The organism is Pseudomonas sp. KBS0710, from assembly GCF_005938045.2.
Classification (GTDB): Bacteria; Pseudomonadota; Gammaproteobacteria; order Pseudomonadales; family Pseudomonadaceae; genus Aquipseudomonas.
Window position 1 is genome coordinate 6,443,441 of sequence record NZ_VCCF02000001.1, and the last position, 24,285, is coordinate 6,467,725.

Genomic DNA, 24,285 nt, shown 5'->3' on the forward strand with positions numbered 1-24,285 from the left:
GTTTAGCGACCCATTTTGGTCGTACGGTCACAGCGGAGAATCAGATGTTCTCAAAAAACTATTAGATTGTTCCAGATAAATATAAAAATGGTACACGATTTGTTTTCGAGGGCGCCTGCGTCCACCTTGTAGGTTGAATTCCAGAGGGCTTCGCCATGGACCATCTTGTACTCACTATTATCGCCGCCGACAAACCTGGCTTGGTTGAACGCATCGCGCAGAACATTGCCGCCCACGGCGGCAACTGGCTGGAAAGCCGTATGGCGCACATGGCCGGGCAGTTTGCCGGGATCTTGCGGGTCAGTGTGCCGACGGAACAGCGTCAAGCCCTGGTCGGCGCGCTGGAGGACTTATCCACCCACGGCATTCGTGTGCTGGTGGGTGAAGGCAGCAGCGGGCAGGCCTCGGCGTCCAAATCGATCATGATGACGTTGGTGGGCAATGACCGCGCGGGTATCGTGCGCGAAATCACCGCGCTGCTGAGCAAACAAGGCGTGAACCTGGCCAGCCTGAGCACGGATGTGCGACCCGCGCCCATGAGCGGTGATCCACTGTTCACTGCCGAAGCACTGTTGCAGGTGCCGACAGCGTTATCCCTGGATACCTTGCAACTGTCCCTGGAAACCCTGGCCGATGATTTGATGGTGGAACTGCACCACGAGGAGTAATCGGCCCACAGGGTTATGCATGGAAATCTTGCATGGGCCTGTGGATAACCTGTAGAGACCCGTCGCCAGGCCACGCCGGCCGGGGTTCTCTGCCTATTGAACAAAAAACGAGCAGTTTCAATGGCTTGTGCACAAATGGCGGGGATCAGGTTGTGGATAACCTTGGGGTGAATGCCTGCAAGCCACGTGTACTGTGGCTTGCAGAGGTTTGTATGTTATTTGATCAGCGTTTACGCACCGTCAGCCAGGCATCCAGGCTGTAGACCACCAGGCCCGCCCAGATAAAGGCGAAAGCAATCAGCGTGCTGGTCGCCAGGTGTTCACCGAACAGCAGCACCGCCTCCAACAGCACCAGCGTCGGCGCCACATACTGCAAAAAGCCCAGCGCGGTGTAGGGCAGATGCCGCGCGGCGGCGTTGAAACACACCAGCGGAATCAGCGTGACCGGGCCTGCGGCCACCAGCCACCAGGCTTCGGAGGTGCTCCAAAACTCAAGCTGCGCACTATGGGCCGACGGGTTGAACAGCAACCACGCTACGGCGATGGGCACCAGCATCCAGGTTTCCACCACCAGCCCTGGCAGCGCCTTGACCGGCGCCTGCTTGCGGATCAAACCGTAAAAGCCGAAGGTCAGCGCCAGCACCAGCGACACCCACGGCAGGCTGCCGACTTGCCACACTTGCTGCGCCACACCCACCGCTGCCAGCCCGACGGCGATCCATTGCAGGCGGCGCAGGCGCTCGCCCAGGATCAGCATGCCCAGCAGCACATTCACCAACGGGTTGATGTAGTAACCCAGGCTCGCTTCGAGCATGCGCCCGCTGTTCACCGACCACACATACGTCAGCCAGTTGGCCGCAATCAACGAGCCACTGAGTGCCAGAATCGCCAGGCGCTTGGGGTTGTCGCGCAGTTCGCGGAACCAGCCGGGGTGCTTCCACACCATCAGCAGCAAACCGCCGAACAGCGCCGACCACAACACGCGGTGCACGATGATCTCGGCGGCGGGCACACTGGCGATGGCTTTGAAATAAAGTGGGAACAGACCCCAGATGACATAGGCGCTCAGGCCCAGGATGTACCCCTTGCGGGGGTTGGCGGCGTGCATTGCAGAATCCTTGCTCAGGCAGCTTACAAAGCGCGATTGTAAGGATTTTTGTCAGGCAATGGAGGGGCTTTTCTGTGGGAGCTGGCTCCCACAGAAAGTAACGGGTGGGTCAGAAGAGTTTCAGGGGTTCTTCATTCAGCGCCGACAGTTGCTCGCGCAATGCCAGCACCTGATCGCCCCAATACCGCTCGCTGCCAAACCACGGAAAGCTGTGGGGGAACGCCGGGTCATCCCAGCGCCGCGCGAGCCAGGCGCTGTAGTGCATCAGGCGCAAGGCGCGCAGGGGTTCGATCAAGGCCAGTTCGCGTGGGTCGAAGTCGTGGAATTCCTGGTAGCCGTCCATCAATTCCGACAGCTGGCCCAGGCATTCCTGGCGGTCACCGGCGAGCATCATCCACAGGTCCTGCACGGCCGGGCCCATGCGGCAGTCATCGAGGTCGACGATGTGGAACATCTCGTCGCGGCACATCATGTTGCCGGGGTGGCAGTCGCCGTGCATGCGGATGTTCTTGTGCGGTGTGGCCTTGTATACCTCTTCCACACGCTTGAGCAGGTCGCGCGCGACAGACTCGTAAGCGGGCAGCAGGCTCTTGGGAATGAAGTTGCCTTCAAGCAAGGTGTTGAGGGAATCGTGACCGAAGTTCTTCACACCCAGGGCTTCGCGGTGTTCAAACGGGCGGGTGGAACCCACAGCGTGTAAACGGCCGAGCAATTGCCCGAGGCGATACAGCTGGTCGAGGTTACCCGGCTCCGGCGCCCGGCCGCCACGGCGTGGGAACAGGGTGAAGCGAAAACCCGCGTGTTCGAACAGGCTTTCGCCGTTGTGGATCATCGGCGCAACCACCGGCACTTCGCACTCAGCCAGTTCGAAGGTGAAGCGGTGTTCTTCGAGGATCGCTTCGTTGGTCCAGCGCTGCGGGCGGTAGAACTTGGCGATCAGCGGCTCGGAGTCTTCGATGCCCACCTGATACACACGGTTTTCGTAGCTGTTGAGCGCCAACACGCGCGCATCGCTGAGGAAGCCGATACTTTCGACGGCGTCGAGTACTAAATCGGGGGTGAGTGTTTCAAACGGATGGGCCATGCGAACTCCTGCGCGCAGCAGGGCGCCGCGTCCGGCCGGGTATGGTAACGCACCAGAGCCTGGATAGGTGGTGGGTGTGCGGACGCCTTCGCGAGCAAGCCCGCTCCCACATTCGATCGCATTCCTACAGGATGTACACGGTCAAATGTGGGAGCGGGCTTGCTCGCGAATAGGCCCTGTCAGGCGCCGACTATTCCACCATCATCACGCCGAATCGCCATCACCGACGAACGCGGCTTGCCATTGGGCAGATGCTCCGGCCAGGTCGAACCACCGGTTTCCCCTGGATGTTGAATCCCCACAAACAGCGTCTTCTGGTCCGGCGAAAAGCTGATGCCCGTGACCTCGCACGCCACCGGCCCAACCATGAAGCGGCGGATTTCCCCGGTGTTGGGGTCGGCGCACAGCATCTGGTTATTGCCCATGCCGGCGAAGTCGCCCTTGTTGCTGTAGTCGCCGTCGGTGAGGATCCACAAGCGCCCGGCCTTGTCGAACCCCAGGCCGTCGGGGCTGTTGAACATGTTTTGCGGGTTGATGTTGGACGAACCGCCTTTTGGCGTACCGGCATGCACACCGGGGTTGCCGGCCACCACAAACAAGTCCCAGGTGAAGGTGTTGGCGCCGTGGTTATCCGCATCGGCTTTCCAGCGCAGGATCTGGCCGTAGACGTTTTTCTCACGCGGATTCGGCCCTCCCACCGGCTGGCCGTCTTCGCCGCGTTTGGCGTTGTTGGTGAGCGTGCAATACACCTGGCCGTCGGTGGGGCTGACCACGATCCATTCCGGGCGGTCCATGCGTGTGGCTTTCACTACGCTGGCGGCCAGGCGCGCGTGGATCAGCACTTCGGCCTGGCTGGCAAAACCCGAACTGGCGTCAATGCCGTTTTTGCCGTGGGTGAGTTCGACCCATTCGCCCTTACCCTTGGGGTGGTCGGCATTGCCATCGCCGGCATCGAAAATCGCCACGTACAAGGTGCCGTGGTCGAGCAGGTTCTTGTTGGCTTTAGGGTTGTGATGGTTGATCGGGTCGCGGCTGACGAACTTGTAGATGAACTCGCCACGTTCGTCATCGCCCATGTACACAACGGCGCGGCCATCACGGGTTTCGGCGAGCGCGGCGTTTTCGTGCTTGAAGCGGCCCAGGGCGGTGCGCTTGACCGGCGTGGATTGCGGGTCGAACGGGTCGATTTCTACCACCCAACCGTGGCGATTGAGTTCGTTGGGGTTCTTGGCTATGTCGAAGCGCGGGTCGTGCAGGTGCCAGTTGATCTCGCGGCTGGCGGCCACCACGCCGTAGCGTTTTTGCCCGGCGTCGAAGCTTTGTTGCGGGTTGCTGCTGCCGAAGCAATCGGTGAAGTTCTCTTCGCAGGTCAGGTAAGTGCCCCACGGGGTCTTGCCGTTGGCGCAGTTCTGGAAGGTGCCGAGGGCTTTCTTGCCGGTTTTGTCGGCGCTGGTTTTCAGCCAGGCATGGCCGGCCGCGGGGCCGCCCAGGCGGATCGGCGAGTTGCCGTGGATGCGGCGGTTGTAGCGCGAATCCTGCACGAACTGCCAGGTGTCGCCTTTGCGGCGCACTTCGATCACCGACACACCTTCGCTGGCCTGGGCCTTGCGCACATCTTCGGACGATTGCGGCGCGCCGCCATGGGCGTAGAGGTAGCGGTAGTTGGTGTATTCGTTGTTGATGGCCATCAACGCACGGTTGTTGTCGCCGGGGAAGGCGAACAGGCTCATGCCGTCGTTGTTGTCGCCGAACTGCTGTTCCTGGGCTTTGGCGGTGCCGTTGCCGGACGGGTCGAAGGCCGGCGCGTTCTTGTGCAGCGGCTGGCCCCAACTGATCAGCACCGAGGCGGAGTAACCCGGCGGCAAGGTGATGGCGTCGCTGGTGGCCGCGGCGATGCTGGTAAAGCCCAGCAAGGGGCTGGCGGTGGCCGCGTTCACGGCCAGTGCGCTGCGGGTGAGCAGGTTGCCGCCCAGGAACATCGCGGCACCGCACAGGGCGCCGGCGCCGATAAAGCGGCGGCGGGTGAGGCCGACCATCTGTTCAAGGTCGGTGGCTTGGTTTTCTTCTAATAGGCTCATTTCAGGCTCCCTGCGGTTTTTGCAGACACCTTAAGGAGCGCGCGTGACGAATTTGTTGCAGCTTGAAGACGGCGGGCGCCTAGACCGGTGTGCCGAGCAGCACATTGTTGGGGGAAAATTGCACTTGGACTGGCGCGCCTTCGACGGCATCCAGTGCCTTGAGCGCGGCGGGCTGCGCCAGGGCGCATAACACCTGGCCGTTGGGCAGGGTGATGCGCACTTCGCTGGGGCCGTCATCGGCGTCGAGAATCGTCTCGATCACACCGCTCATGCAATTGTGTCCAGGTGTTGCAACCTGCCCGATGGCGAGCAATTCAAGCCACCCGGCCTTGATCAAGGCGACCACTTCAACGCCGGTCTCCAGCTCCAGCCGCTGCGTGCTGTCGTGAGTGATCTGCGCGCTCAGGCTCAAGCCGCCCGAGAGCTGCAGGCGAATCAGGTCATTGCGGCCCTGGTGTTCGATGGCGCTGACCTGGCCGTGCAATTGGTTGCGCGCGCTGGTGCGCAGCATCAAGCGGCCGAGCAGGTTGAAGTCGCTCGCGTCCTCATCCGAACCGAGCACCTCGGCCTGCAACATTTGCAGGCGTTGGTACAGGCGCAGCACGCGCTCACCTTCGGCCGTCAGCTTGGCGCCACCGCCGCCTTTGCCGCCGACGCTGCGCTCCACCAGCGGTTTTTGCGAGAGATTGTTCAGCTCGTCGATCGCATCCCACGCGGCCTTGTAACTCAGGCCGGCGCTCTTGGCCGCGCGGGTGATCGAACCCTGCTCGGCAATATGCGCCAGCAAGGCGATGCGCTGGGGGCGGCGGATGATGTGCTGGCTGAGTGAGGTTGGCAGAGACATGTGGATACGCTTCGATAAGGTCAGCGGACGTTGCAGGCGCGGCGCACGCGAGTCAAGTCATGTGCCCGGTTTAGGCGTGCGGGCCAGGCAGTACACATCGACCTGACCGGCGCCGGCAGCCATCAACAGCCGGGCCAGGCTGTGGGCGGTGGCGCCGGTGGTGAGTACGTCGTCCACCAGCGCGAAGTGGCGGCCCTGCACCTGGGCACCCGGTGCCAGCGCAAACGCCGTGAGCAGGTTGCGTTGGCGGGTCTTGGCGTCGAGGGCTTGTTGCGCGACGGTTTCATGGGGGCGTAACAACAGGTGTTCATCGTGTGGGAGGTCGAGGTCTTCGCTGAGCCAACGGGCCAGCATCAGCGCCTGGTTGAAGCCGCGCTCACGCAGACGCTTGCGCGCCATGGGCACCGGCAGCAGGCAGTCGGGGCGGGTGAGTCCGGTGTCGTCGAAACGGTGTTGCAGATACTGCCCCAGCAAGCGGGCGAGCAGATGGCCGAGGGGCCAGCGCGACTGGTGCTTGAAGCGGCTGATAAGGGTGTCGACGGGGAAACCGTAGGTCCAGGGGGCGATCACCTGTTTATAGGCAGGCGGCTTTTTTTGACAGGCGCCACAGATCAAACCTTCCCTCGGCAGTGGCAGGGCGCACACCTCGCAGTGCTCCAACAGCCAGGGCAGCTCGGTTTCGCAGACGTTGCACACCGGCTGGTGGGTGTTTGTTGCTTCATCGCAGATTAAACAGAATTGGTTGTTTTCTAACCAGATGTAAACTTGGTGTTTGTATCCAGGTTGACAGTGCATGAATCTTCCTTAAATATGCCGAGCATCCGTGTCGCGCCTGTGGGTATTGCCTTTCCCGCAGCGTAAGCCCAAGCATAATCAAGGAATCGCCCATGAGCGCCAGCACCTCTGCCACCCTGCGTCACGATTGGTCTTTAGCCGAAGTCAAAGCGCTGTTTGTGCAACCCTTCAATGACCTGTTGTTCCAGGCGCAGACCGTGCACCGCGCGCATTTCGACGCCAACCGCGTGCAGGTCTCGACCTTGCTGTCGATCAAAACCGGCGCCTGCCCGGAAGATTGCAAATATTGTCCGCAGTCGGGCCACTACAACACCGGCCTGGAAAAAGAAAAGCTGATGGAAGTGCAGAAGGTCCTCGAAGAGGCGGCCCGCGCCAAAGCCATCGGCTCGACGCGCTTTTGCATGGGGGCCGCCTGGAAGCACCCGTCGGCCAAAGACATGCCCTATGTGCTGCAAATGGTCAAAGGCGTGAAGGCCATGGGCCTGGAAACCTGCATGACCCTCGGCCGACTCGATCAGGACCAGACCGAAGCGCTGGCCCAGGCCGGCCTGGACTACTACAACCACAACCTCGACACCTCGCCGGAGTTCTACGGCAGCATCATCACCACCCGCACTTACGGCGAGCGCCTGCAAACCCTGGCCTACGTGCGTGATTCGGGGATGAAGATCTGCTCGGGCGGCATCCTCGGCATGGGCGAGTCCCTCGACGACCGTGCCAACCTGCTGATCCAACTGGCCAACCTGCCGGAGCATCCGGAGTCAGTGCCGATCAACATGCTGGTGAAGGTCGCCGGTACGCCGCTGGAAAACGCCGAAGACATCGACCCGTTCGACTTCATCCGCATGCTCGCCGTGGCGCGCATCCTGATGCCAGAGTCCCATGTGCGCCTGTCGGCCGGCCGTGAAGCCATGAACGAGCAGATGCAGGCCCTGGCGTTTTTTGCCGGCGCCAACTCGATCTTCTACGGCGACAAGTTGCTGACCACCGCCAACCCGCAGGCCGACAAGGACATGCAACTGTTCTCGCGCCTGGGGATCTTGCCGGAAGCGCGTGAAGAGCACGCCGATGAAGTGCATCAGGCAGCGATTGAGCAGGCGTTGGTGGAGCAAAAGAGCAGCGAGCAGTTTTATAACGCGGTGGTTTAACGCCTTTCTCAACATTTGGAATGCAATCCAACTGTGGGAGCGGGCTTGCTCGCGAAAGCGGTGGTTCAGTGACGGATGTGTTTGCTGACACACCGCATTCGCGAGCAAGCCCGCTTCCACAGTTGACCGCATTCAGTCTCAAGTTCTTTGATCTGCCGAGGCCTGCATGTCTTTTGATCTCGCCGCGCGCCTCGCTGCCCGCCGTGCCGAACACCTTTATCGCCAACGCCCTTTGCTTGAGAGCCCGCAAGGCCCGCAAGTGGTGGTGGATGGCCAACCGCTGTTGGCGTTCTGCAATAACGACTACCTGGGCCTGGCCAACCACCCGCAAGTGATTGAAGCCTGGCGCGCCGGTGCGTCCCGTTGGGGCGTGGGCGGTGGCGCTTCGCACCTGGTGATCGGCCATGCCACGCCGCATCATGAACTCGAGGAAGCCCTGGCGGACCTCACCGGGCGCCCGCGCGCGCTGCTGTTTACCACCGGCTATATGGCCAACCTGGGCGCGGTCACCGCGTTGGTGGGGCAGGGCGATACGGTGCTGGAAGATCGCCTTAACCACGCCTCGCTGCTGGATGCCGGCCTGCTGTCCGGGGCGCGTTTCAACCGCTATCTGCATAACGACGCCGACAGTTTGGCCAAGCGCCTGGAGAAGGCCACCGGCAATACATTGGTGGTCACCGATGGCGTGTTCAGCATGGACGGCGATCTGGCCGACCTGCCTGCGCTGGCCCGTGAGGCACGCGCCAAAGGCGCCTGGTTGATGGTCGATGACGCCCATGGCTTCGGCCCGTTGGGCCCTACGGGCGGTGGCATCGTCGAGCATTTCGGCCTGAGCCAGGAAGATGTGCCGGTATTGGTCGGCACCCTCGGTAAAGCCTTCGGCACGGCCGGGGCGTTTGTGGCGGGCAGTGAAGAGCTGATCGAAAGCCTGATCCAGTTCGCCCGGCCCTACATCTACACCACCAGCCAGCCACCGGCATTGGCCTGCGCCACCTTGAAGAGCCTGGAGCTGTTGCGCACCGAGCACTGGCGGCGTGAGCACCTCAATGGCCTGATCCGCCAGTTCCGTCAGGGCGCCGAGCAGATCGGCTTAAAGCTGATGGACAGCTTTACGCCAATCCAGCCGATTTTGATCGGCGACAGCGCCACCGCCATGCGCCTGTCGCAAATGCTGCGCGAGCGCGGCCTGATGGTCACGGCCATCCGCCCACCGACCGTGCCGGCAGGCAGTGCGCGTTTGCGCGTGACATTGACGGCAGCCCACAGCGCGGCCCAGGTGCAGCTATTGTTAAACGGATTGGATGAGTGTTTCCGGTTGTTAAGTATTACGGAGCCCGACCATGCGTGATCGATTGGTATTGCTGCCCGGTTGGGGGCTCGGCGTGTCGCCGCTGGAGCCTCTGGCTGCCGCCTTGCAGGGTTTGGACGAACACTTGCAAGTGCATATCGAGCCGTTGCCGGTGCTGGCTTCCAGCGATCTGGATGAATGGCTCGACGAACTCGACGCCACGCTGCCGGACAACGCCTGGCTGGGCGGCTGGTCCCTGGGCGGCATGCTCGCCTCCGAGCTGGCGGCGCGGCGCGGCGAACGCTGCTGCGGGCTGCTGACAATGGCGAGCAATCCGTGTTTTGTCGCCCATGATGGTTGGCCCAGTGCCATGCCCGCTGAGACCTTCGACGTATTCCTTGCCGGTTGCCATGCCGACTCTCAGGTCACCCTCAAACGTTTCGGTTTGCTGTGCGCCAAAGGTGCCGCAGACCCGCGCGGGCTGTCGCGTTTGTTGGTCGGCGGCGCACCAAATGCACCTTCCAGCGTGTTGATGCCCGGTCTGGAGTTGCTTGCACAACTGGATACCCGCGCCGCTTTGCAGGCGTATCGCGGCCCGCAACTGCACCTGTTTGCGGGCATGGATGAGCTGGTGCCCGCCGAAGCCGCGAGTGCTTTGCTGGCGCTGTTGCCCGATGTAGAAATCGGCCTGATTGAACAGGCCGGTCACGCGTTTCTTCTGGAAGACCCTCACGGTGTAGCGGGGGCCATCCAGGCTTTTTTGCATGAGTGTGTCGATGACTGATTTATCCCAGCCGCCACTGCCGGGCGGCTTGCCGGACAAGCGCCAGGTGGCGGCCTCGTTTTCCCGCGCCGCCGCCAGCTACGACAGCGTGGCCGAGTTGCAGCGCGCAGTCGGGCATGCGCTGATGTCCCGCTTGCCGGCGGCCATCGCGCCTCGGCGCTGGCTGGATGTAGGCTGCGGCACGGGTTATTTCAGCCGTGCGCTGGGCGAATGGCTGCCGGCAAGCCAAGGCGTAGCGCTGGATATTGCCGAAGGCATGCTTAGCCATGCGCGACCATTGGGCGGCGCGCAGCACTTCATCGCGGGGGATGCTGAACGCTTGCCGCTGGCAACTGAAAGTTTCGAGCTGCTGTTCTCCAGCCTGGCGGTGCAGTGGTGCGCGAATTTCGACGCGGTACTCAGTGAAGCCTATCGTGTGCTGCAACCCGGGGGCGTGTTCGCATTTGCGAGCCTGTGCGTGGGCACCCTGGACGAGTTGCGCCAAAGCTGGCGTGCGGCGGATGGCCTGGTTCACGTCAACCGCTTCCGCACCTTCGAGGCTTACCAACAGCTGTGTGCTGCCAGCGGTTTACGGGTGCTGAGCCTGGAGCGCCAGCCCCACGTGTTGCATTACCCGGATGTGCGCAGCCTGACCCATGAACTCAAGGCGTTGGGCGCGCATAACCTCAACCCCGGCCGGCCGGGAGGGTTGACGGGCCGCGCGCGGATTGTTGCACTGGTGCACGCTTACGAGCAGTTCCGCCAGGCCCAGGGCCTGCCCGCCACGTACCAAGTGGTGTACGCCGTACTGGAGAAACCGTTATGAGCGCTGCTTATTTCATCACCGGCACCGACACCGATGTGGGCAAAACCACCATCGCCGCCGGGCTGCTGCATGCCGCGCGGCTTGCGGGTAAAAGCACCGCTGCCGGAAAGCCGGTGGCTTCAGGTTGCCAGGTAACCCCTAAAGGGTTGCGCAATGCCGACGCCTTGGCGCTGCTGGCCGAATGTTCGCTGCCGCTGACCTATGCCGAGGTCAACCCGGTGGCCTTCGAGCCCGCGATTGCGCCGCACTTGGCTGCGCGGGAGGCGGGCGTGGCGTTGACGGTGCAATCGCTGCTCAAACCGATGCAACACATATTGGCGCAGCACGCGGATTTCACCTTGATCGAAGGTGCAGGCGGCTGGCGAGTGCCGTTGGCCGATCAGGCCAACCTGTCGGACCTGGCCATCGCGCTCAAGCTGCCGGTGATTCTGGTGGTGGGCGTACGTCTGGGTTGTATCAGCCATGCCTTGCTCACTGCCGAAGCCATTGCACGCGACGGTTTGCCGTTGGCGGGTTGGGTGGCGAATATCATCGACCCCAAGACCTCTCGTCTGGAAGAAAACCTCGCCACCCTGGCCGAGCGGTTGCCCGCGCCGTGCTTGGGGCGTGTGCCGAAGCTCAAGCAGGCAAGCGCAAAAGCGGTGGCCGAGTACCTGGAATTGGACCTGCTTGACTGATTTTGGCTATCGATAAGGCATTATGCCATTAGTGTTTTTGACGGGCGTTTTGCCAGGATGTCTGCTTCAATTCAAGTTCACGATTCTCTAAAGGCAGGCTTACGCCATGGAAATCTCTGGAAGCAGCGCGTTTTATTCGGGGCTGAGCACCATTCAGGCCGGGCAGAACCGCGTCGACCAGGCCGCCGGCAAAATCGCCGGCGCCGCGACGACCCAGCCCTCGGACGCACAAAGTGATCGTCTGCAAGCCAACGATCGCGCCCAGCCGTCCAACTCGGCGAGCAACATGGTCGAAATGGCCCAAGGCAAATTCCAGGTGGAGCTGGGCGCGAAAGTCGCCAAGGCTTCGGATGAAATGCTTGGCACCTTGATCGATACCTACGCCTAACTTTTTTGGGTACACGCCGGCTCTTCTGTGGGAGCTGGCTTGCCTGCGATAGCATCGACTCAATTCTCCTGATACACCGCGGCGCCTGCATCGCAGGCAAGCCCGCTCCCACATTGTGCTGATTCACCCCTGGGAACTTCTACACTTTCAAATCACGTGGCACTGCGCCGCAGGCCTTGCCGTGCCTGGAGTTGACTCACGTCAGGACAAACGGCTTCGGTGCGATGCTTGACAACCCCAGGTCGTAAACGTATGTTTCAAACACCTGTTTGACCGCCATAACAAATCCACGCGGTTGTTCATCCCAGATACATCAGCAGAGGTTTATCGCTATGCCTGACTACAAGGCCCCCTTGCGTGATATTCGCTTCGTTCGTGACGAACTGCTCGGTTATGAAGCGCACTATCAGAGCCTGCCGGCTTGCCAGGACGCTACCCCGGACATGGTTGACGCCATTCTTGAGGAAGGCGCCAAGTTCTGTGAGCAAGTGCTGGCACCGTTGAACCGCGTGGGTGACATCGAAGGGTGTACCTGGAGCGAGTCAGGCGTAAAAACCCCTACTGGTTTCAAAGAAGCCTACAAGCAGTTCGTCGAAGGCGGCTGGCCAAGCCTGGCCCACGACGTGGAGCACGGTGGCCAAGGCCTGCCGGAATCCCTGGGCCTGGCCGTGAGCGAAATGGTCGGCGCCGCCAACTGGTCGTGGGGCATGTACCCTGGCCTGTCCCATGGTGCGATGAACACCATCTCCGAGCACGGCACCCCGGAACAACAAGACGCTTACCTGACCAAGCTGGTTTCGGGTGAGTGGACCGGCACCATGTGCCTGACCGAACCGCATTGCGGCACCGACCTGGGCATGCTGCGCACCAAGGCCGAGCCTCAGGCCGACGGTTCCTACAAAGTCTCCGGCACCAAGATCTTCATCTCGGCCGGTGAGCACGACATGGCCGACAACATCGTCCATATCGTACTGGCCCGCCTGCCGGACGCACCGGCCGGCACCAAAGGTATTTCGCTGTTTATCGTGCCTAAGTTCCTGCCGAACGCAGACGGTTCGATCGGCGAGCGCAACGCGGTGACCTGTGGTTCCCTGGAACACAAGATGGGTATCCACGGTAACGCCACCTGCGTGATGAACTTCGACGCGGCCACCGGTTTCCTGATCGGCCCGGCGAACAAAGGCCTGAACTGCATGTTCACCTTTATGAACACCGCTCGCCTGGGCACTGCCCTGCAAGGCCTGTCCCACGCAGAGATCGGCTTCCAGGGCGGCCTGAAATACGCTCGTGACCGCCTGCAAATGCGCTCCCTGACCGGCCCGAAAGCACCAGACAAGGCCGCTGACCCGATCATCGTGCACCCTGACGTGCGCCGCATGCTGCTGACCATGAAAGCCTTCGCTGAAGGCAACCGTGCGATGGTGTACTTCACCGCCAAGCAAGTGGACATCGTCAAGTACGGCACCGACGACGAAGCCAAGAAGCAAGCCGACGGCCTGCTGGCCTTCATGACCCCGATCGCCAAGGCGTTCATGACCGAGGTCGGTTTTGAATCGGCCAACCACGGCGTGCAGATCTACGGCGGCCACGGCTTTATCGCCGAGTGGGGCATGGAGCAGAACGTGCGCGACAGCCGCATTTCGATGCTGTACGAAGGCACCACCGGCATCCAGGCACTCGACCTGCTGGGCCGTAAAGTGCTGATGACTCAAGGCGAAGCGCTCAAGGGCTTCACCAAGATCGTGCACAAGTTCTGCCAGGCCAACGAAGGCAACGAAGCCGTTAAGGAATTCGTTGCTCCGCTGGCGGCACTGAACAAAGAGTGGGGCGAGTTGACCATGAAGGTCGGCATGGCCGCGATGAAAGACCGTGAAGAAGTCGGTGCCGCCTCGGTGGATTACCTGATGTATTCCGGCTACGCATGCCTGGCTTACTTCTGGGCCGACATGGCACGCCTGGCCGCCGAGAAACTGGCTGCCGGCACCACTGAAGAAGCGTTCTACACCGCCAAACTGCAGACTGCGCGCTTCTACTTCCAGCGTATCCTGCCGCGTACCCAGACCCATAAGGTCACCATGCTGTCGGGTGCCAACAACCTGATGGACATGAAAGAAGAAGACTTCGGCCTGGCTTACTAAGCCCAGCCGGTTCTCTTGAAAACCGCCGCTGCCTTTGGGAGCGGCGGTTTTTTGTGCGCGATAAAAAACACAGCACAGCACTCAGGGATTGCGCTTGGCTGCCGTTACAGTGATGGCAATGTGATACAGGTCACATTGAATGTGCTTAACTGTGCTCAGTGAAGGCACTGTGCCATCTTTCTGAGTGGGTCGGAGCTTTACCCTTGTCACGCGTGTCCGCTGTACGTTTCAGTCATTTTATTCCTTCGTTGCTGCTGTTACTGGCCGGGCTCTCGGCTGCGTATGTCAAAGATCTCAACGTGTTCTTCACCTCATTGTTCAATGTGCTGCCGACCCTGGTGTTGTTGCTCGGCGGGGCGTACTGCGCGGTGTATCGGCGCCAGCGTGAGCTGTTTTTGATGATCACGGTGTACGTCGTCTACTTCCTGCTCGACACCCAGACCGACTACTACCGCGACAACGGCAGCGTGCGCGAAGACGCCGCCGTGGTGTTCCACCTGTGTTGCTTGCTGTTGCCTCTGCTGTTCAGCATCTACGCGCTGTGGCAGGAGAAAACCCACCTGTTCCGCGACTTCGTGGCGCGCTGCGCCGTGCTCTTTGCGTTCGGCAGCGTGGCCCTGGCGCTTGAGCAGAGCTTTCCCCAAGCCTTGCTGAGCTGGCTGGCGGAGATTCGCTGGCCGGCGCTGCATGGCAGTTGGATGAGCCTGATCCAGCTGTCGTACCCGATGTTTCTGATTGGCTTTGTGACCCTGGCGGCGCAGTACTGGTATCAGCCGCGGCCCTTGCACGCGGCGCAACTGGTGGGTTTGCTGGGGTTGTTCTGGATGTTGCCGCAAACCTTCATCCTGCCGTTCACCCTGAACATCATGTGCAGCCAGGTAATGCTGATGATTGCCGCCGGCGTGGCGCACGAGGCTTATCAGATGGCCTTTCGCGATGAACTCACCGGCCTGCCGGGGCGGCGCGCGCTCAATGAGCGCATGCAACGGTTGGGGCGCAATTACGTACTGGCGATGAGTGACGTCGATCACTTCAAGCGCTTCAACGATACCCACGGCCATGATGTCGGTGACCAAGTGCTGCGGCTGGTGGCCAGCAAGCTGTCGAAGGTCAATGGCGGCGGGCGTGCCTATCGCTATGGCGGGGAAGAGTTTGCCGTGGTGTTCGCCGGCAAGACGTTGGACGAGTGTATGCCGCACCTGGAAGAGATCCGCGAGATCATCGCCAACTACGACATCAAGCTGCGTAACCCGGACCGTCCCCACGATGACCAGCAGGGCCGCCAGCGTCGGGCGGGCAGTGGCGCCTCGAGTGTGTCGGTGACGGTCAGCATCGGCGTGGCCGAGCGCCAGGCCGAGCAACGCACGCCCGAAGAAGTGCTCAAGTCCGCTGACCAGGCGCTCTACGCCGCCAAGGGCGCCGGGCGTAACTGCGTGGTCGCATCAGGCCAGAACCGCCGTGGTGCGGTGCGCATGGAGAGCGCTGCCGGTTGAGTGATGGCGGTGTATTCAGCGGTTCTACAGTGATTGTTCCGGGCGGTGGCCGGCAGTAGGTTGAAGGTATCTGCTGCCGGAGACATTGCCATGCCTGAGTACAAAGCTCCCCTGCGCGACATGCGCTTTCTGATCGACAACGTATTTGATTTTCACGGCCATTACGCCGCGCTGGGCGCCACCGACGCGAGCCCGGATATGGTCAGCGCGATCCTCGAAGAAGGCGCCAAATTCTGCGAAAACGTGTTGTCTCCACTCAATCGCAGCGGCGATGAAGAAGGCTGCCACTTCGACAACGGCGTGGTCACCACGCCCAAGGGCTTCAAGCAAGCCTTCGCCCAGTATGTGGAAGGTGGCTGGCATGGCGTGGCGGCGGACCCGGCCTATGGAGGCCAGGGCTTGCCGCTGTCCCTGGGCCTGGTGCTCAGCGAGATGATTGGCTCCAGCAACACCTCCTGGGGCATGTACCCGGGCCTCACCCACGGCGCCATGTCGGCGATCCACGCCCACGGCACCGAGGAGCAGAAAGGCACGTTCCTGAGCAAACTAACCGCCGGCGAATGGACCGGCACCATGTGCCTGACCGAAGCCCATTGCGGCACCGACCTGGGCCTGATCAAGACCCGCGCCGTGCCCCAGGCGGATGGCAGTTACGCGGTCACCGGCAGCAAGATCTTCATCTCGGCCGGCGAGCACGACATGAGCGCCAACATCATTCACTTGGTGCTGGCCAAACTGCCGGACGCACCGGCGGGCACCAAGGGCATCTCGTTGTTTATCGTGCCCAAGTTCCACGCCGATTCAGGCGAGCGCAACGCGGTGCACTGCGGCTCTATCGAGCACAAGATGGGCATCAAGGCCTCGGCCACCTGCGTGCTGAACTTCGACGGCGCCAAGGGCTTTTTGATTGGCGAGGCGAACAAAGGCCTGAACTGTATGTTCACCATGATGAACCACGCGCGCCTGGGCACTGGCATGCAGGGTTTGTGCAATGGCGAGGCAAGCTTCCAGGGCGCGATCCAATACGCCAACGATCGCCTGCAAATGCGCTCGCTGACCGGCGCCAAGGCCCCGGACAAAGCCGCCGATCCGATCATCGTGCACCCGGATGTACGGCGCATGTTGCTGACCATGAAGGCTTTCAACGAAGGCAATCGGGCGCTGACGTATTTCACCGCGCAATTGCTCGACACCGCGCACTTGAGCAGCGACGCCGCCCAACGCCAGGAGGCCGAAGACCTGTTGGCGTTCCTCACGCCTATCTGCAAAGCCTTCATGACCGAAACCGGGCTGGAGGTGACCAACCACGGTATGCAGGTGTTTGGCGGCCACGGCTACATTCGCGAATGGGGCATGGAGCAACTGGCGCGTGATGCGCGGATTGCGCCGATCTATGAAGGCACCAATGGCATCCAGGCGCTCGACTTGCTGGGCCGTAAGGTGCTGGGCAGCCAAGGCAAGTTGCTGCGCGGGTTTACCAAGCTTGTGCATAAGTTTTGCGCGGCGAATGCCGAGCATCCGCAGCTCAAGGCACAGGTGGAGCTGCTCAACCAACTGAACCAGCAATGGGGCGAGCTGACGATGAAGGTCGGCATGGCCGCCATGAAAAACCCGGATGAAGTGGGCGCGGCAGCGGTGGATTACTTGATGTACAGCGGTTACATCATTTTGGCGTACCTGTGGTTGCGCATGGCGATTGCGGCGCAGTCACATGACGACGCAGAGTTCGCCCAGGCTAAATTGGCCACCTGCGATTTCTACTTCAAGCGCCTGTTGCCGCGTACTGCAACGCATCGCGCCGCTGTAGAGGCGGGCAGTGAGTGCCTGATGAGCTTGCCGGCGCAGTTGTTTGCGCTGTAAAGGTGACTGATTCACCGCGGGTCAAATGTGGGAGCGGGCTTGCTCGCGAATGCAGGGTGTCAGTCGCCTGATTTGGTTATGACACACCGCATTCACGAGCAAGCCCGCTCCCTCACGGGTTCTCTGTATGACTTATAAATACCATTTGGTCACTAACAGACCCTATGTGTCTCAAATGTTGTTCGGTTACACTCGGAGCCTGTAAAACCGATCCTATCGAATCACTTTTCATGTTCTCACGAGGTTTGCCATGGCTGATTACAAAGCGCCGCTGCGTGATATGCGCTTCGTCCTCAACGAAGTTTTTGAGGTCGCCAACACCTGGGCCCAATTGCCGGCATTGGCAGACACCGTAGATGCCGAAACCGTAGAGGCGATCCTTGAGGAAGCCGGCAAGGTCACGGCCAAATCCATCGCGCCGCTCAGCCGTAATGGCGACGAGCAAGGTTGCCGTTGGGCGGACACTGCTGTCAGCACGCCGGATGGTTTCCCACAGGCTTATAAGACCTACGCCGAAGGTGGCTGGGTGGGCGTAGGCGGCGACCCGATCTTCGGCGGCATGGGCATGCCCAAGGCCGTCTCGGCCCAGGTTGAAGAGATGATCAACTCGTCGAGCCTGGCGTTTGGCCTGTACCCGATGCTGACCTCCGGCGCCTGCGTTTCCATCAACACCCACGCCAGCGAGGAGCTCAAGGCTACCTACCTGCCGAAAATGTATTCGGGTGAGTGGGCCGGTTCCATGTGCCTGACCGAAGCGCATGCCGGGACAGACCTGGGAATGATCCGCACCAAGGCCGAGCCGCAGGCGGACGGGTCCTACACCATCAGTGGCACCAAGATCTTTATCACCGGCGGCGAGCATGACCTCACCGACAACATCATCCACCTGGTGCTGGCCAAACTGCCGGATGCACCGGCGGGGCCAAAGGGTATCTCGCTGTTCCTGGTGCCGAAGTTCATGGTCAATGCCGACGGCAGCCTGGGCGCGCGCAACCCGGTGAGCTGCGGCTCGATTGAACACAAGATGGGCATTCAGGCATCCGCGACCTGCGTGATGAACTTCGATGCAGCCGTGGGTTACCTGGTGGGTGAACCGAACCGTGGCTTGGCGGCGATGTTCACCATGATGAATTACGAGCGTTTGGGCGTGGGTATTCAGGGCCTGGCGTCGGGTGAACGCTCCTACCAGAACGCGATTGAATATGCCCGTGACCGCCTGCAAAGCCGTTCGCCGACCGGCGCCCAGGCCAAGGACAAAGTGGCCGACCCGATCATCGTGCACCCGGATGTGCGCCGCATGTTGCTGACCATGAAAGCGTCGAACGAAGGCGGTCGCGCGTTCTCCACCTACGTGGCAACGCAATTGGACATCGCCAAGTTCAGTGAAGATGCCGCCGCCCGCGAGCGTGCGGACAACCTGGTGGCGCTGCTGACACCTGTTGCCAAGGCCTTCCTCAGCGACCTTGGCCTGGAAACCACCGTGCTTGGCCAGCAGATCTTTGGCGGCCACGGCTACATTCGCGAGTGGGGCCAGGAGCAGTTGGTGCGTGATGTGCGCATCACCCAGATCTACGAAGGCACCAACGGCATTCAGGCCCTGGACTTGATGGGACGCAAGATCGTCGGCAGCGGCGGGGCGTTCTACACTTTGTTTGCCGACGAGATCCGCCAGTTCATCACGGCTTCAAGCGCCGAGTTGAGCGAGTTCACCCGACCGCTCAGCGCTGCCGTGGATAATCTGGATGAGTTGACCGCCTGGGTACTGGACCGCGCCAAGACCAACCCGAATGAAATCGGCGCGGCTTCGGTTGAGTACCTGCATGCCTTTGGCTACATGGCCTATGCCTATATGTGGGCGCGCATGGCCAAGGCCGCGCTGGGCAAAGAAGCTGAAGAAGACTTCTACGCCAGCAAGCTGGGCACCGCGCGTTTCTACTTTGCTCGCTTGCTGCCACGTATTCATTCGCTGAGTGCGTCGGTAAAAGCCGGTAGCGAATCATTGTTTTTGCTGGATGAAGCCCTGTTCTAAGGGCTTGGAGGGCGTGTAAGCATTCTCTTACATGACGTGCTGCTATTCGTCCTCTATCGCCAAATTGGATCCACGGATAATCTACTTCACATGGACGTCGCGCAGGAAGCGCAAAGCAACAACAGGGACACGTAGGATTCTGCCAGGATGGCGGAGTGAAATGGATGTCAGGGAAACAGTCTGCAAAGCCCCGCTTCGGCGGGGTTTTCTTTTGCCCGCGAAAAAGTCAGGCGCTTGCCGACGGGGCATTCATCACGTCTTCCAGCAAGGTGCGCAACAGCGCCACCGTCGCTTGCTGGCGCTGCACGTCGCGGCACACCAACCCCACTTTCAGCGGCACTCTGGGTTCACTCAAGGGCTTCCACAGCAGCGCCTTGCTGTTGTGCTCATCCTGGGAGCGCCCCGGCAATACCGTGGCGAGCTGGGTATGGGGCAAGCTGTCGAGAATCCCGGCCATGGTATTCAACTCCGCCTGCACCTGGGGCCGTCGCCCCAGGTTGGATAACTGGCCTTGCCAGATCTGGCGCACCTGAAACTCTTCCCCCAACAGCAGCATCGGCAACTCGGCTGCCTGTTTCAGCGAGACTTTCTTGAATTCCCGCAGTGGATGGTCTTCAGGGATGACGACCTTCAGTTCATCTTCGTACAGCAACACGCCGGTCAACCCCGGCTGACGGGGTGGCAAGTAGCTGATGCCGATATCCAACGAGCCGTTGAGCAAACGCCGCTCAATCTCGAGCCCAGTCAATTCATAGATCTGCACCACCAGATGCGGTTGGGCTTTGCGCACACGCTCGAGCATCTGCGGGACCAGGCTGGTGTGCACGGTTTGCAGCACGCCAATGGCCAGGGTGCGCATCGCCTGGCCCTTGAAGTTGCGCAACGCCTCGACGGCTTGCTGCATGCCATCGATCAGCGGCAAGGCGTGGTTGTACAAGGTGTGTGCCGCCAGCGTGGGCAGCAGGCGCTTGCTGCTGCGCTCGAACAGGCTGACATCCAGGTTCTGTTCCAGCTGGCGGATCTGTTGCGACAAAGCCGGTTGTGAGATCGACAGGCGCTCTGCAGCACGGCCCACGTGGCCTTCCTCATACACCGCGACGAAATAACGCAGTTGCTTGAAATCCATAAGACTTACTTATCGAAAAAGCTGGAAAATCGAAATGGCCGATGGCCCCTCGGACGCCTAGTCTAGCGCCTATTCGCAGGGCTTACAGGGCCGGATCGGACAATGAACAGCGTTTATGTTGATGGCGTTTACATAGGCAAGGCAAAACACTTCCAGTCAAGGTCTGCTGGGCCTGTCGACCAAGGTCAGGTTGCTATCGGAGGTAAATTGTGAATTTGTTCCGTCGACCTGCGCCGAGCCTGGACGATCTGATTCTCGATATACCGCGTGATGATCTCTGCAGCGAATGCCTGATGCCCACTGTGGAGCGCCCGGCCCAAGTCTTCGTGCGGGGCCAAGGCTCGTGGCTTTCGGACAGCGATGACCGTGCCTATCTGGACTTCAACCAGGGCGGCGCCGCCAATAGCTTCGGCCACAGCTCGCAGGTCGTGCTCACGGCCCTGGCTGAGCAGATGCAAGCGCTGATCAACCCCGGCGTTGGCCTGTACAACCGGGCGCAACTCAATTTGGTCGACCGTCTGTGCCATCGCACCAGCAGCGACCAGGCTTACTTGCTCAACAGCGGGTCTGAAGCCTGTGAGGCAGCGATCAAGCTGGCGCGCAAGTGGGGCCAACTGCATCGCGGCGGTGCTCATCACATCATCACGGCCAGCGGCGGTTGCCATGGTCGTAGTTTCGCCACCATGGCCGCGTCGGCGGGGGCTGATAACAATCGTTTTGAGCCGCAATTGCCAGGTTTCAGCCACGTGCCTTTCAACGACCTGCCGGCCCTGCACGCCGCCGTCGATGCGCAAACAGTCGCGATCATGCTGGAGCCGATTCAAGGCGCAGCCGGGGTGATTCCTGCGACTGAGCATTACCTCAAAGGCGTTGAACGCCTGTGCCGCGAGCTGGGTATTCTGCTGATTTTTGACGAAGTGCAAACCGGCGTTGGCCGCTGCGGCACATTGCTCGCTGAAGAACAGTATGGCGTGCGCGCAGACATCATCACGCTCGGCAAGGGCCTGGGCGGCGGTGTACCGCTGGCCGCGCTGCTGGCGCGGGGCAAGGCTTGCTGTTTTGAGGTGGGCGAGCTGGAAGGTACGCATCACGGCAATGCACTGATGGCGTCGGCGGGAGTCGCGGTGCTCGACGCGGTGCTGGAAAGTGGCTTTCTCGAACAGGTACGCGAAGCCGGCTTGTACCTGGGAGAAGGGCTTGCCCGTTTGGCCTACCGTTATGAACACGGGCAATTACGCGGCAACGGGCTGATGTGGGGCCTGACGCTGTCGGACGATTGCGCAGAGGCGGTGGTAAAGGCTGCGCTGCACGAAGGCTTGATCCTCGCGGCCGCACAACCTGACTGCTTGCGTTTTACTCCAGCCCTGAACATCAGCAAAAGCCATATCGACGAAATGCTCCTGCGCCTGGCGCGCGCCTTCTCCCGCGTGCGCACCGCACAACTGCAATGCCGCAAGGGCATCGCCGTTTAACCTCATATTCCTGAACCGTCTCGCGGCATACGCGGCGCCTCCAGCCTGATTCTTTTGGCTGGGGGCGTTTTTTTGTCTGCTCACTTCAGGATGGCCCAATGCCAGATCCCACTGAACCCTCACGAACGCCCAAGGTCGATTAGCTACACGGCTCACATGAGCCGATTTTTTGGAGCTGACCCATGGACATTATTCGTATCATCATCGCTATCCTGCTGCCGCCACTGGGTGTGTTCCTGCAAGTGGGTTTCGGCGGCGCGTTCTGGCTGAATATCCTGCTGACCCTGTGCGGCTACTTCCCCGGCATCATCCACGCGGTGTACATCATCGCCAAGCGCTGAGGCCGTCAGCCTTTTGCAATGAGCCGTGAGTTACGCTCGTTGCGAAAGGCCAACTGCTCGATGGTCTGGGTGGCATGTTCGGCTTCTTCCCGTGCGTTGAGGATGATGCCGTGCTGCTCGGACTTGCTGCACACCGGGTCGGCATTGCTCGCATCGCCTGTGAGCATGAACGCCTGGCAACGGCAGCCGCCGAAGTCTTTTTCCTTTTCATCGCATGACCGGCATGGCTCGGGCATCCAGTCGTAGCCGCGAAAGCGGTTGAAGCCAAACGAGTCGTACCAGATGTGTTGCATGCTGTGGTCGCGCACATTGGGAAATTGCACTGGCATCTGTCGGGCGCCGTGGCAAGGCAGGGCGGTGCCGTCCGGAGTCACTGTCAGAAAAATACTGCCCCAGCCGTTCATGCAGGCTTTCGGGCGTTCCTCGTAGTAATCCGGTGTCACGAAAATCAGCTTGCACGGGTGGCCTTCAGCTTCGAGCTTGGCGCGGTATTCGTTGGTGATGCGCTCGGCGCGAACCAGCTGTTCCTGGGTCGGCAACAAACCCACACGATTGAGCTGCGCCCAGCCGTAGAACTGGCAGGTGGCGAGCTCGACGAAGTCTGCCTCCAGGGCAATGCACAGTTCGATAATGCGGTCGATCTTGTCGATATTGTGCCGATGGGTGACGAAGTTCAGCACCATCGGGTAGCCGTGCGCCTTCACTGCGCGGGCCATTTCCAGCTTTTGCGCGAAGGCTTTTTTCGAGCCGGCCAGCAGGTTGTTCACCTGCTCATCGCTGGCCTGGAAGCTGATCTGGATATGGTCCAGGCCAGCCTTCTTGAAGTCACTGATCTTCTGCTCGGTGAGGCCGATGCCCGAGGTGATCAGGTTGGTGTAGAAACCCAGCTTGCGCGCCTCGGCGATCAGTTCGGCAAGGTCCTGGCGCACCAGCGGTTCACCACCGGAAAAGCCCAGTTGCGCGGCGCCCATTTCCCGCGCTTCGCGAAACACCTTGATCCACTGTTCAGTGCTCAGCTCTTTACCCTGCTCGGCAAAATCCAGCGGATTGGAGCAATACGGGCACTGCAACGGGCAGCGATAAGTCAGCTCGGCGAGCAACCACAGTGGCAGGCCGATTGGTGGCTTTTCAGGCAAGTTCGATCCAGTGCTCAGCACGGGCAACCTCCATGAAATCCTCGATGTCTTTACCGAGTTCAGGCACGCCGGGGAATTGTTTATCCAGCTCGGCGATGATGGCGGCCACGTCGCGCTCGCCGTCGATCAGGCCGCCGATCAAGGCGGCGCTGTCGTTGAGCTTGATCATGCCTTCGGGGTAGAGCAACACGTGGCCTTTCTGCGCTGGCTCGTATTGATAGCGATAGCCCTGGCGCCAGGTGGGTGTTTTGCTGCGATCAAAGCTCATAGGGTGATCCCTTTATGCCAGACCCGCTGCTCGGTCACGCTGTGATACGGCGGGCGGTTGAGTTCGTAGGCCATACTCATGGCATCCAGCATGCTCCACAGAATGTCGAGTTTGAACTGCAGGATTTCCAGCATGCGTTCCTGGCCTTCGCGGGTGGTGTAGTGCTGCAGCGTGATCGCCAAACCATGTTCTACGTCGCGACGCGCCTGGCCCAAACGCGTACGGAAATACTCATAACCGGCCGGGTCGATCCACGGGTAGTGCTGCGGCCAGCTGTCGAGGCGCGACTGGTGGATCTGCGGCGCAAACAGTTCGGTCAGCGAGCTGCTGGCAGCTTCCTGCCAACTGGCGCGGCGGGCAAAATTGACGTAGGCATCTACTGCAAAACGCACACCGGGCAGCACCAACTCCTGGGAGCGCAACTGGTCGGGGTCGAGGCCGACGGCCTGGCCCAGGCGCAGCCAGGCTTCGATACCGCCGTCTTCACCGGGCGCGCCGTCGTGGTCGAGCAGGCGCTGGATCCACTCGCGGCGGATCTCGCGGTCCGGGCAGTTGGCCAGGATCGCGGCGTCTTTGAGCGGGATGTTCACCTGATAGTAGAAACGGTTGGCGACCCAGCCCTGGATCTGCTCGCGGGTAGCGCGGCCTTCATACATCGCCACGTGGTACGGGTGATGGATATGGTAGAAGGCGCCTTTGGACCGCAGGGCGGCTTCGAACTCGGCGGTGGTCAACGGTGTGTCAGTCACTTGGTC

22 protein-coding genes are annotated in these 24,285 nt (G+C 61.1%); 13 read left to right on the forward strand and 9 right to left on the reverse strand.

What is annotated here, in order from left to right; translation table 11 throughout:
- The first annotated feature begins 155 nt into the window (after positions 1–155).
- Entirely contained in the window at positions 156–668 is a 513-nt protein-coding gene (locus FFI16_RS29455; RefSeq protein ID WP_138813575.1) for a glycine cleavage system protein R, read from the forward strand.
- A 223-nt stretch (positions 669–891) separates the two neighbouring features.
- Here the strand turns inward: FFI16_RS29455 and rarD are convergent, their stop codons facing one another.
- From rarD to FFI16_RS29480, 5 genes are all read right to left on the reverse strand, one after another.
- Entirely contained in the window at positions 892–1,776 is an 885-nt protein-coding gene (rarD, locus tag FFI16_RS29460; protein ID WP_017138019.1) for an EamA family transporter RarD, read from the reverse strand.
- Between the two features lie 109 nt (positions 1,777–1,885).
- Entirely contained in the window at positions 1,886–2,860 is a 975-nt protein-coding gene (locus FFI16_RS29465; RefSeq protein ID WP_017138020.1) for a serine/threonine protein kinase, read from the reverse strand.
- Positions 2,861–3,039: 179 nt separating this feature from the next.
- Positions 3,040–4,938: a PhoX family phosphatase gene (locus FFI16_RS29470; RefSeq protein ID WP_138813576.1), complete on the reverse strand. Its 1,899-nt coding sequence runs from the start codon at positions 4,936–4,938 to the stop codon at positions 3,040–3,042.
- Positions 4,939–5,017: 79 nt separating this feature from the next.
- Entirely contained in the window at positions 5,018–5,782 is a 765-nt protein-coding gene (locus FFI16_RS29475; protein WP_138813577.1) for a TOBE domain-containing protein, read from the reverse strand.
- A gap of 57 nt (positions 5,783–5,839) precedes the next feature.
- The gene (locus FFI16_RS29480) at positions 5,840–6,577 is read right to left on the reverse strand and encodes a ComF family protein (protein ID WP_138813578.1); all 738 of its coding nucleotides are present in this window, start codon (positions 6,575–6,577) and stop codon (positions 5,840–5,842) included.
- 92 nt (positions 6,578–6,669) lie between these two features.
- Here FFI16_RS29480 and bioB point away from each other — a divergent pair, with 92 nt between their 5' ends.
- The 10 genes from bioB to FFI16_RS29530 all read left to right on the forward strand — a co-directional run bounded on the left by bioB (position 6,670) and on the right by FFI16_RS29530 (position 19,187).
- Positions 6,670–7,725: a biotin synthase BioB gene (gene bioB, locus FFI16_RS29485; protein ID WP_138813579.1), complete on the forward strand. Its 1,056-nt coding sequence runs from the start codon at positions 6,670–6,672 to the stop codon at positions 7,723–7,725.
- Between the two features lie 166 nt (positions 7,726–7,891).
- Positions 7,892–9,073, forward strand: a complete 1,182-nt coding sequence (gene bioF, locus FFI16_RS29490; protein ID WP_138813580.1) for an 8-amino-7-oxononanoate synthase — start codon at positions 7,892–7,894, stop codon at positions 9,071–9,073.
- Positions 9,066–9,797 carry an alpha/beta fold hydrolase gene (locus FFI16_RS29495; RefSeq protein WP_138813581.1) on the forward strand — a complete coding sequence of 244 codons (732 nt, stop codon included), beginning with the start codon at positions 9,066–9,068 and terminating at the stop codon, positions 9,795–9,797. The genes bioF and FFI16_RS29495 overlap by 8 nt, the downstream gene beginning before the upstream one ends.
- The gene (gene bioC, locus FFI16_RS29500) at positions 9,790–10,602 is read left to right on the forward strand and encodes a malonyl-ACP O-methyltransferase BioC (protein WP_138813582.1); all 813 of its coding nucleotides are present in this window, start codon (positions 9,790–9,792) and stop codon (positions 10,600–10,602) included. Before FFI16_RS29495 ends, bioC begins: the two co-directional genes overlap by 8 nt.
- Positions 10,599–11,279, forward strand: a complete 681-nt coding sequence (gene bioD, locus FFI16_RS29505; RefSeq protein WP_138813583.1) for a dethiobiotin synthase — start codon at positions 10,599–10,601, stop codon at positions 11,277–11,279. Before bioC ends, bioD begins: the two co-directional genes overlap by 4 nt.
- A 106-nt stretch (positions 11,280–11,385) precedes the next feature.
- Positions 11,386–11,667: a hypothetical protein gene (locus FFI16_RS29510; RefSeq protein ID WP_017138029.1), complete on the forward strand. Its 282-nt coding sequence runs from the start codon at positions 11,386–11,388 to the stop codon at positions 11,665–11,667.
- A 332-nt stretch (positions 11,668–11,999) separates the two neighbouring features.
- A complete protein-coding gene (locus FFI16_RS29515) occupies positions 12,000–13,805 on the forward strand; it encodes a phenylacyl-CoA dehydrogenase (RefSeq protein ID WP_056857826.1) in 1,806 nt (601 codons plus the stop codon).
- 203 nt (positions 13,806–14,008) lie between these two features.
- Positions 14,009–15,298, forward strand: coding sequence for a diguanylate cyclase (locus FFI16_RS29520; protein ID WP_138813584.1), 1,290 nt, complete (start codon positions 14,009–14,011; stop codon positions 15,296–15,298).
- A 90-nt stretch (positions 15,299–15,388) separates the two neighbouring features.
- On the forward strand, positions 15,389–17,158 hold the full coding sequence (locus FFI16_RS29525) for an acyl-CoA dehydrogenase C-terminal domain-containing protein (RefSeq protein WP_138813585.1): 1,770 nt from the start codon (positions 15,389–15,391) through the stop codon (positions 17,156–17,158).
- Positions 17,159–17,408: 250 nt separating this feature from the next.
- A complete protein-coding gene (locus FFI16_RS29530) occupies positions 17,409–19,187 on the forward strand; it encodes an acyl-CoA dehydrogenase C-terminal domain-containing protein (RefSeq protein WP_138813586.1) in 1,779 nt (592 codons plus the stop codon).
- A gap of 226 nt (positions 19,188–19,413) precedes the next feature.
- Here the strand turns inward: FFI16_RS29530 and FFI16_RS29535 are convergent, their stop codons facing one another.
- Positions 19,414–20,313, reverse strand: coding sequence for a LysR family transcriptional regulator (locus tag FFI16_RS29535; protein WP_138813587.1), 900 nt, complete (start codon positions 20,311–20,313; stop codon positions 19,414–19,416).
- A 209-nt stretch (positions 20,314–20,522) separates the two neighbouring features.
- Between FFI16_RS29535 and FFI16_RS29540 the strand changes: the two genes are divergently transcribed.
- Positions 20,523–21,785 carry an aspartate aminotransferase family protein gene (locus FFI16_RS29540; RefSeq protein ID WP_138813588.1) on the forward strand — a complete coding sequence of 421 codons (1,263 nt, stop codon included), beginning with the start codon at positions 20,523–20,525 and terminating at the stop codon, positions 21,783–21,785.
- Positions 21,786–21,967: 182 nt separating this feature from the next.
- The gene (locus FFI16_RS29545; RefSeq protein ID WP_003194776.1) at positions 21,968–22,126 is read left to right on the forward strand and encodes a YqaE/Pmp3 family membrane protein; all 159 of its coding nucleotides are present in this window, start codon (positions 21,968–21,970) and stop codon (positions 22,124–22,126) included.
- 5 nt (positions 22,127–22,131) lie between these two features.
- Here FFI16_RS29545 and pqqE read toward each other — a convergent pair whose 3' ends face one another.
- The 3 genes from pqqE to pqqC are packed head-to-tail and all read right to left on the reverse strand — an operon-like array spanning position 22,132 to position 24,279.
- Complete coding sequence (pqqE, locus tag FFI16_RS29550; RefSeq protein WP_371923613.1) at positions 22,132–23,262, reverse strand: pyrroloquinoline quinone biosynthesis protein PqqE; 1,131 nt, start codon at positions 23,260–23,262, stop codon at positions 22,132–22,134.
- The gene (gene pqqD / locus FFI16_RS29555; protein ID WP_138813590.1) at positions 23,255–23,530 is read right to left on the reverse strand and encodes a pyrroloquinoline quinone biosynthesis peptide chaperone PqqD; all 276 of its coding nucleotides are present in this window, start codon (positions 23,528–23,530) and stop codon (positions 23,255–23,257) included. Before pqqD ends, pqqE begins: the two co-directional genes overlap by 8 nt.
- Entirely contained in the window at positions 23,527–24,279 is a 753-nt protein-coding gene (gene pqqC / locus FFI16_RS29560) for a pyrroloquinoline-quinone synthase PqqC (protein ID WP_138813591.1), read from the reverse strand. The genes pqqD and pqqC overlap by 4 nt, the downstream gene beginning before the upstream one ends.
- Positions 24,280–24,285 lie beyond the last annotated feature (6 nt).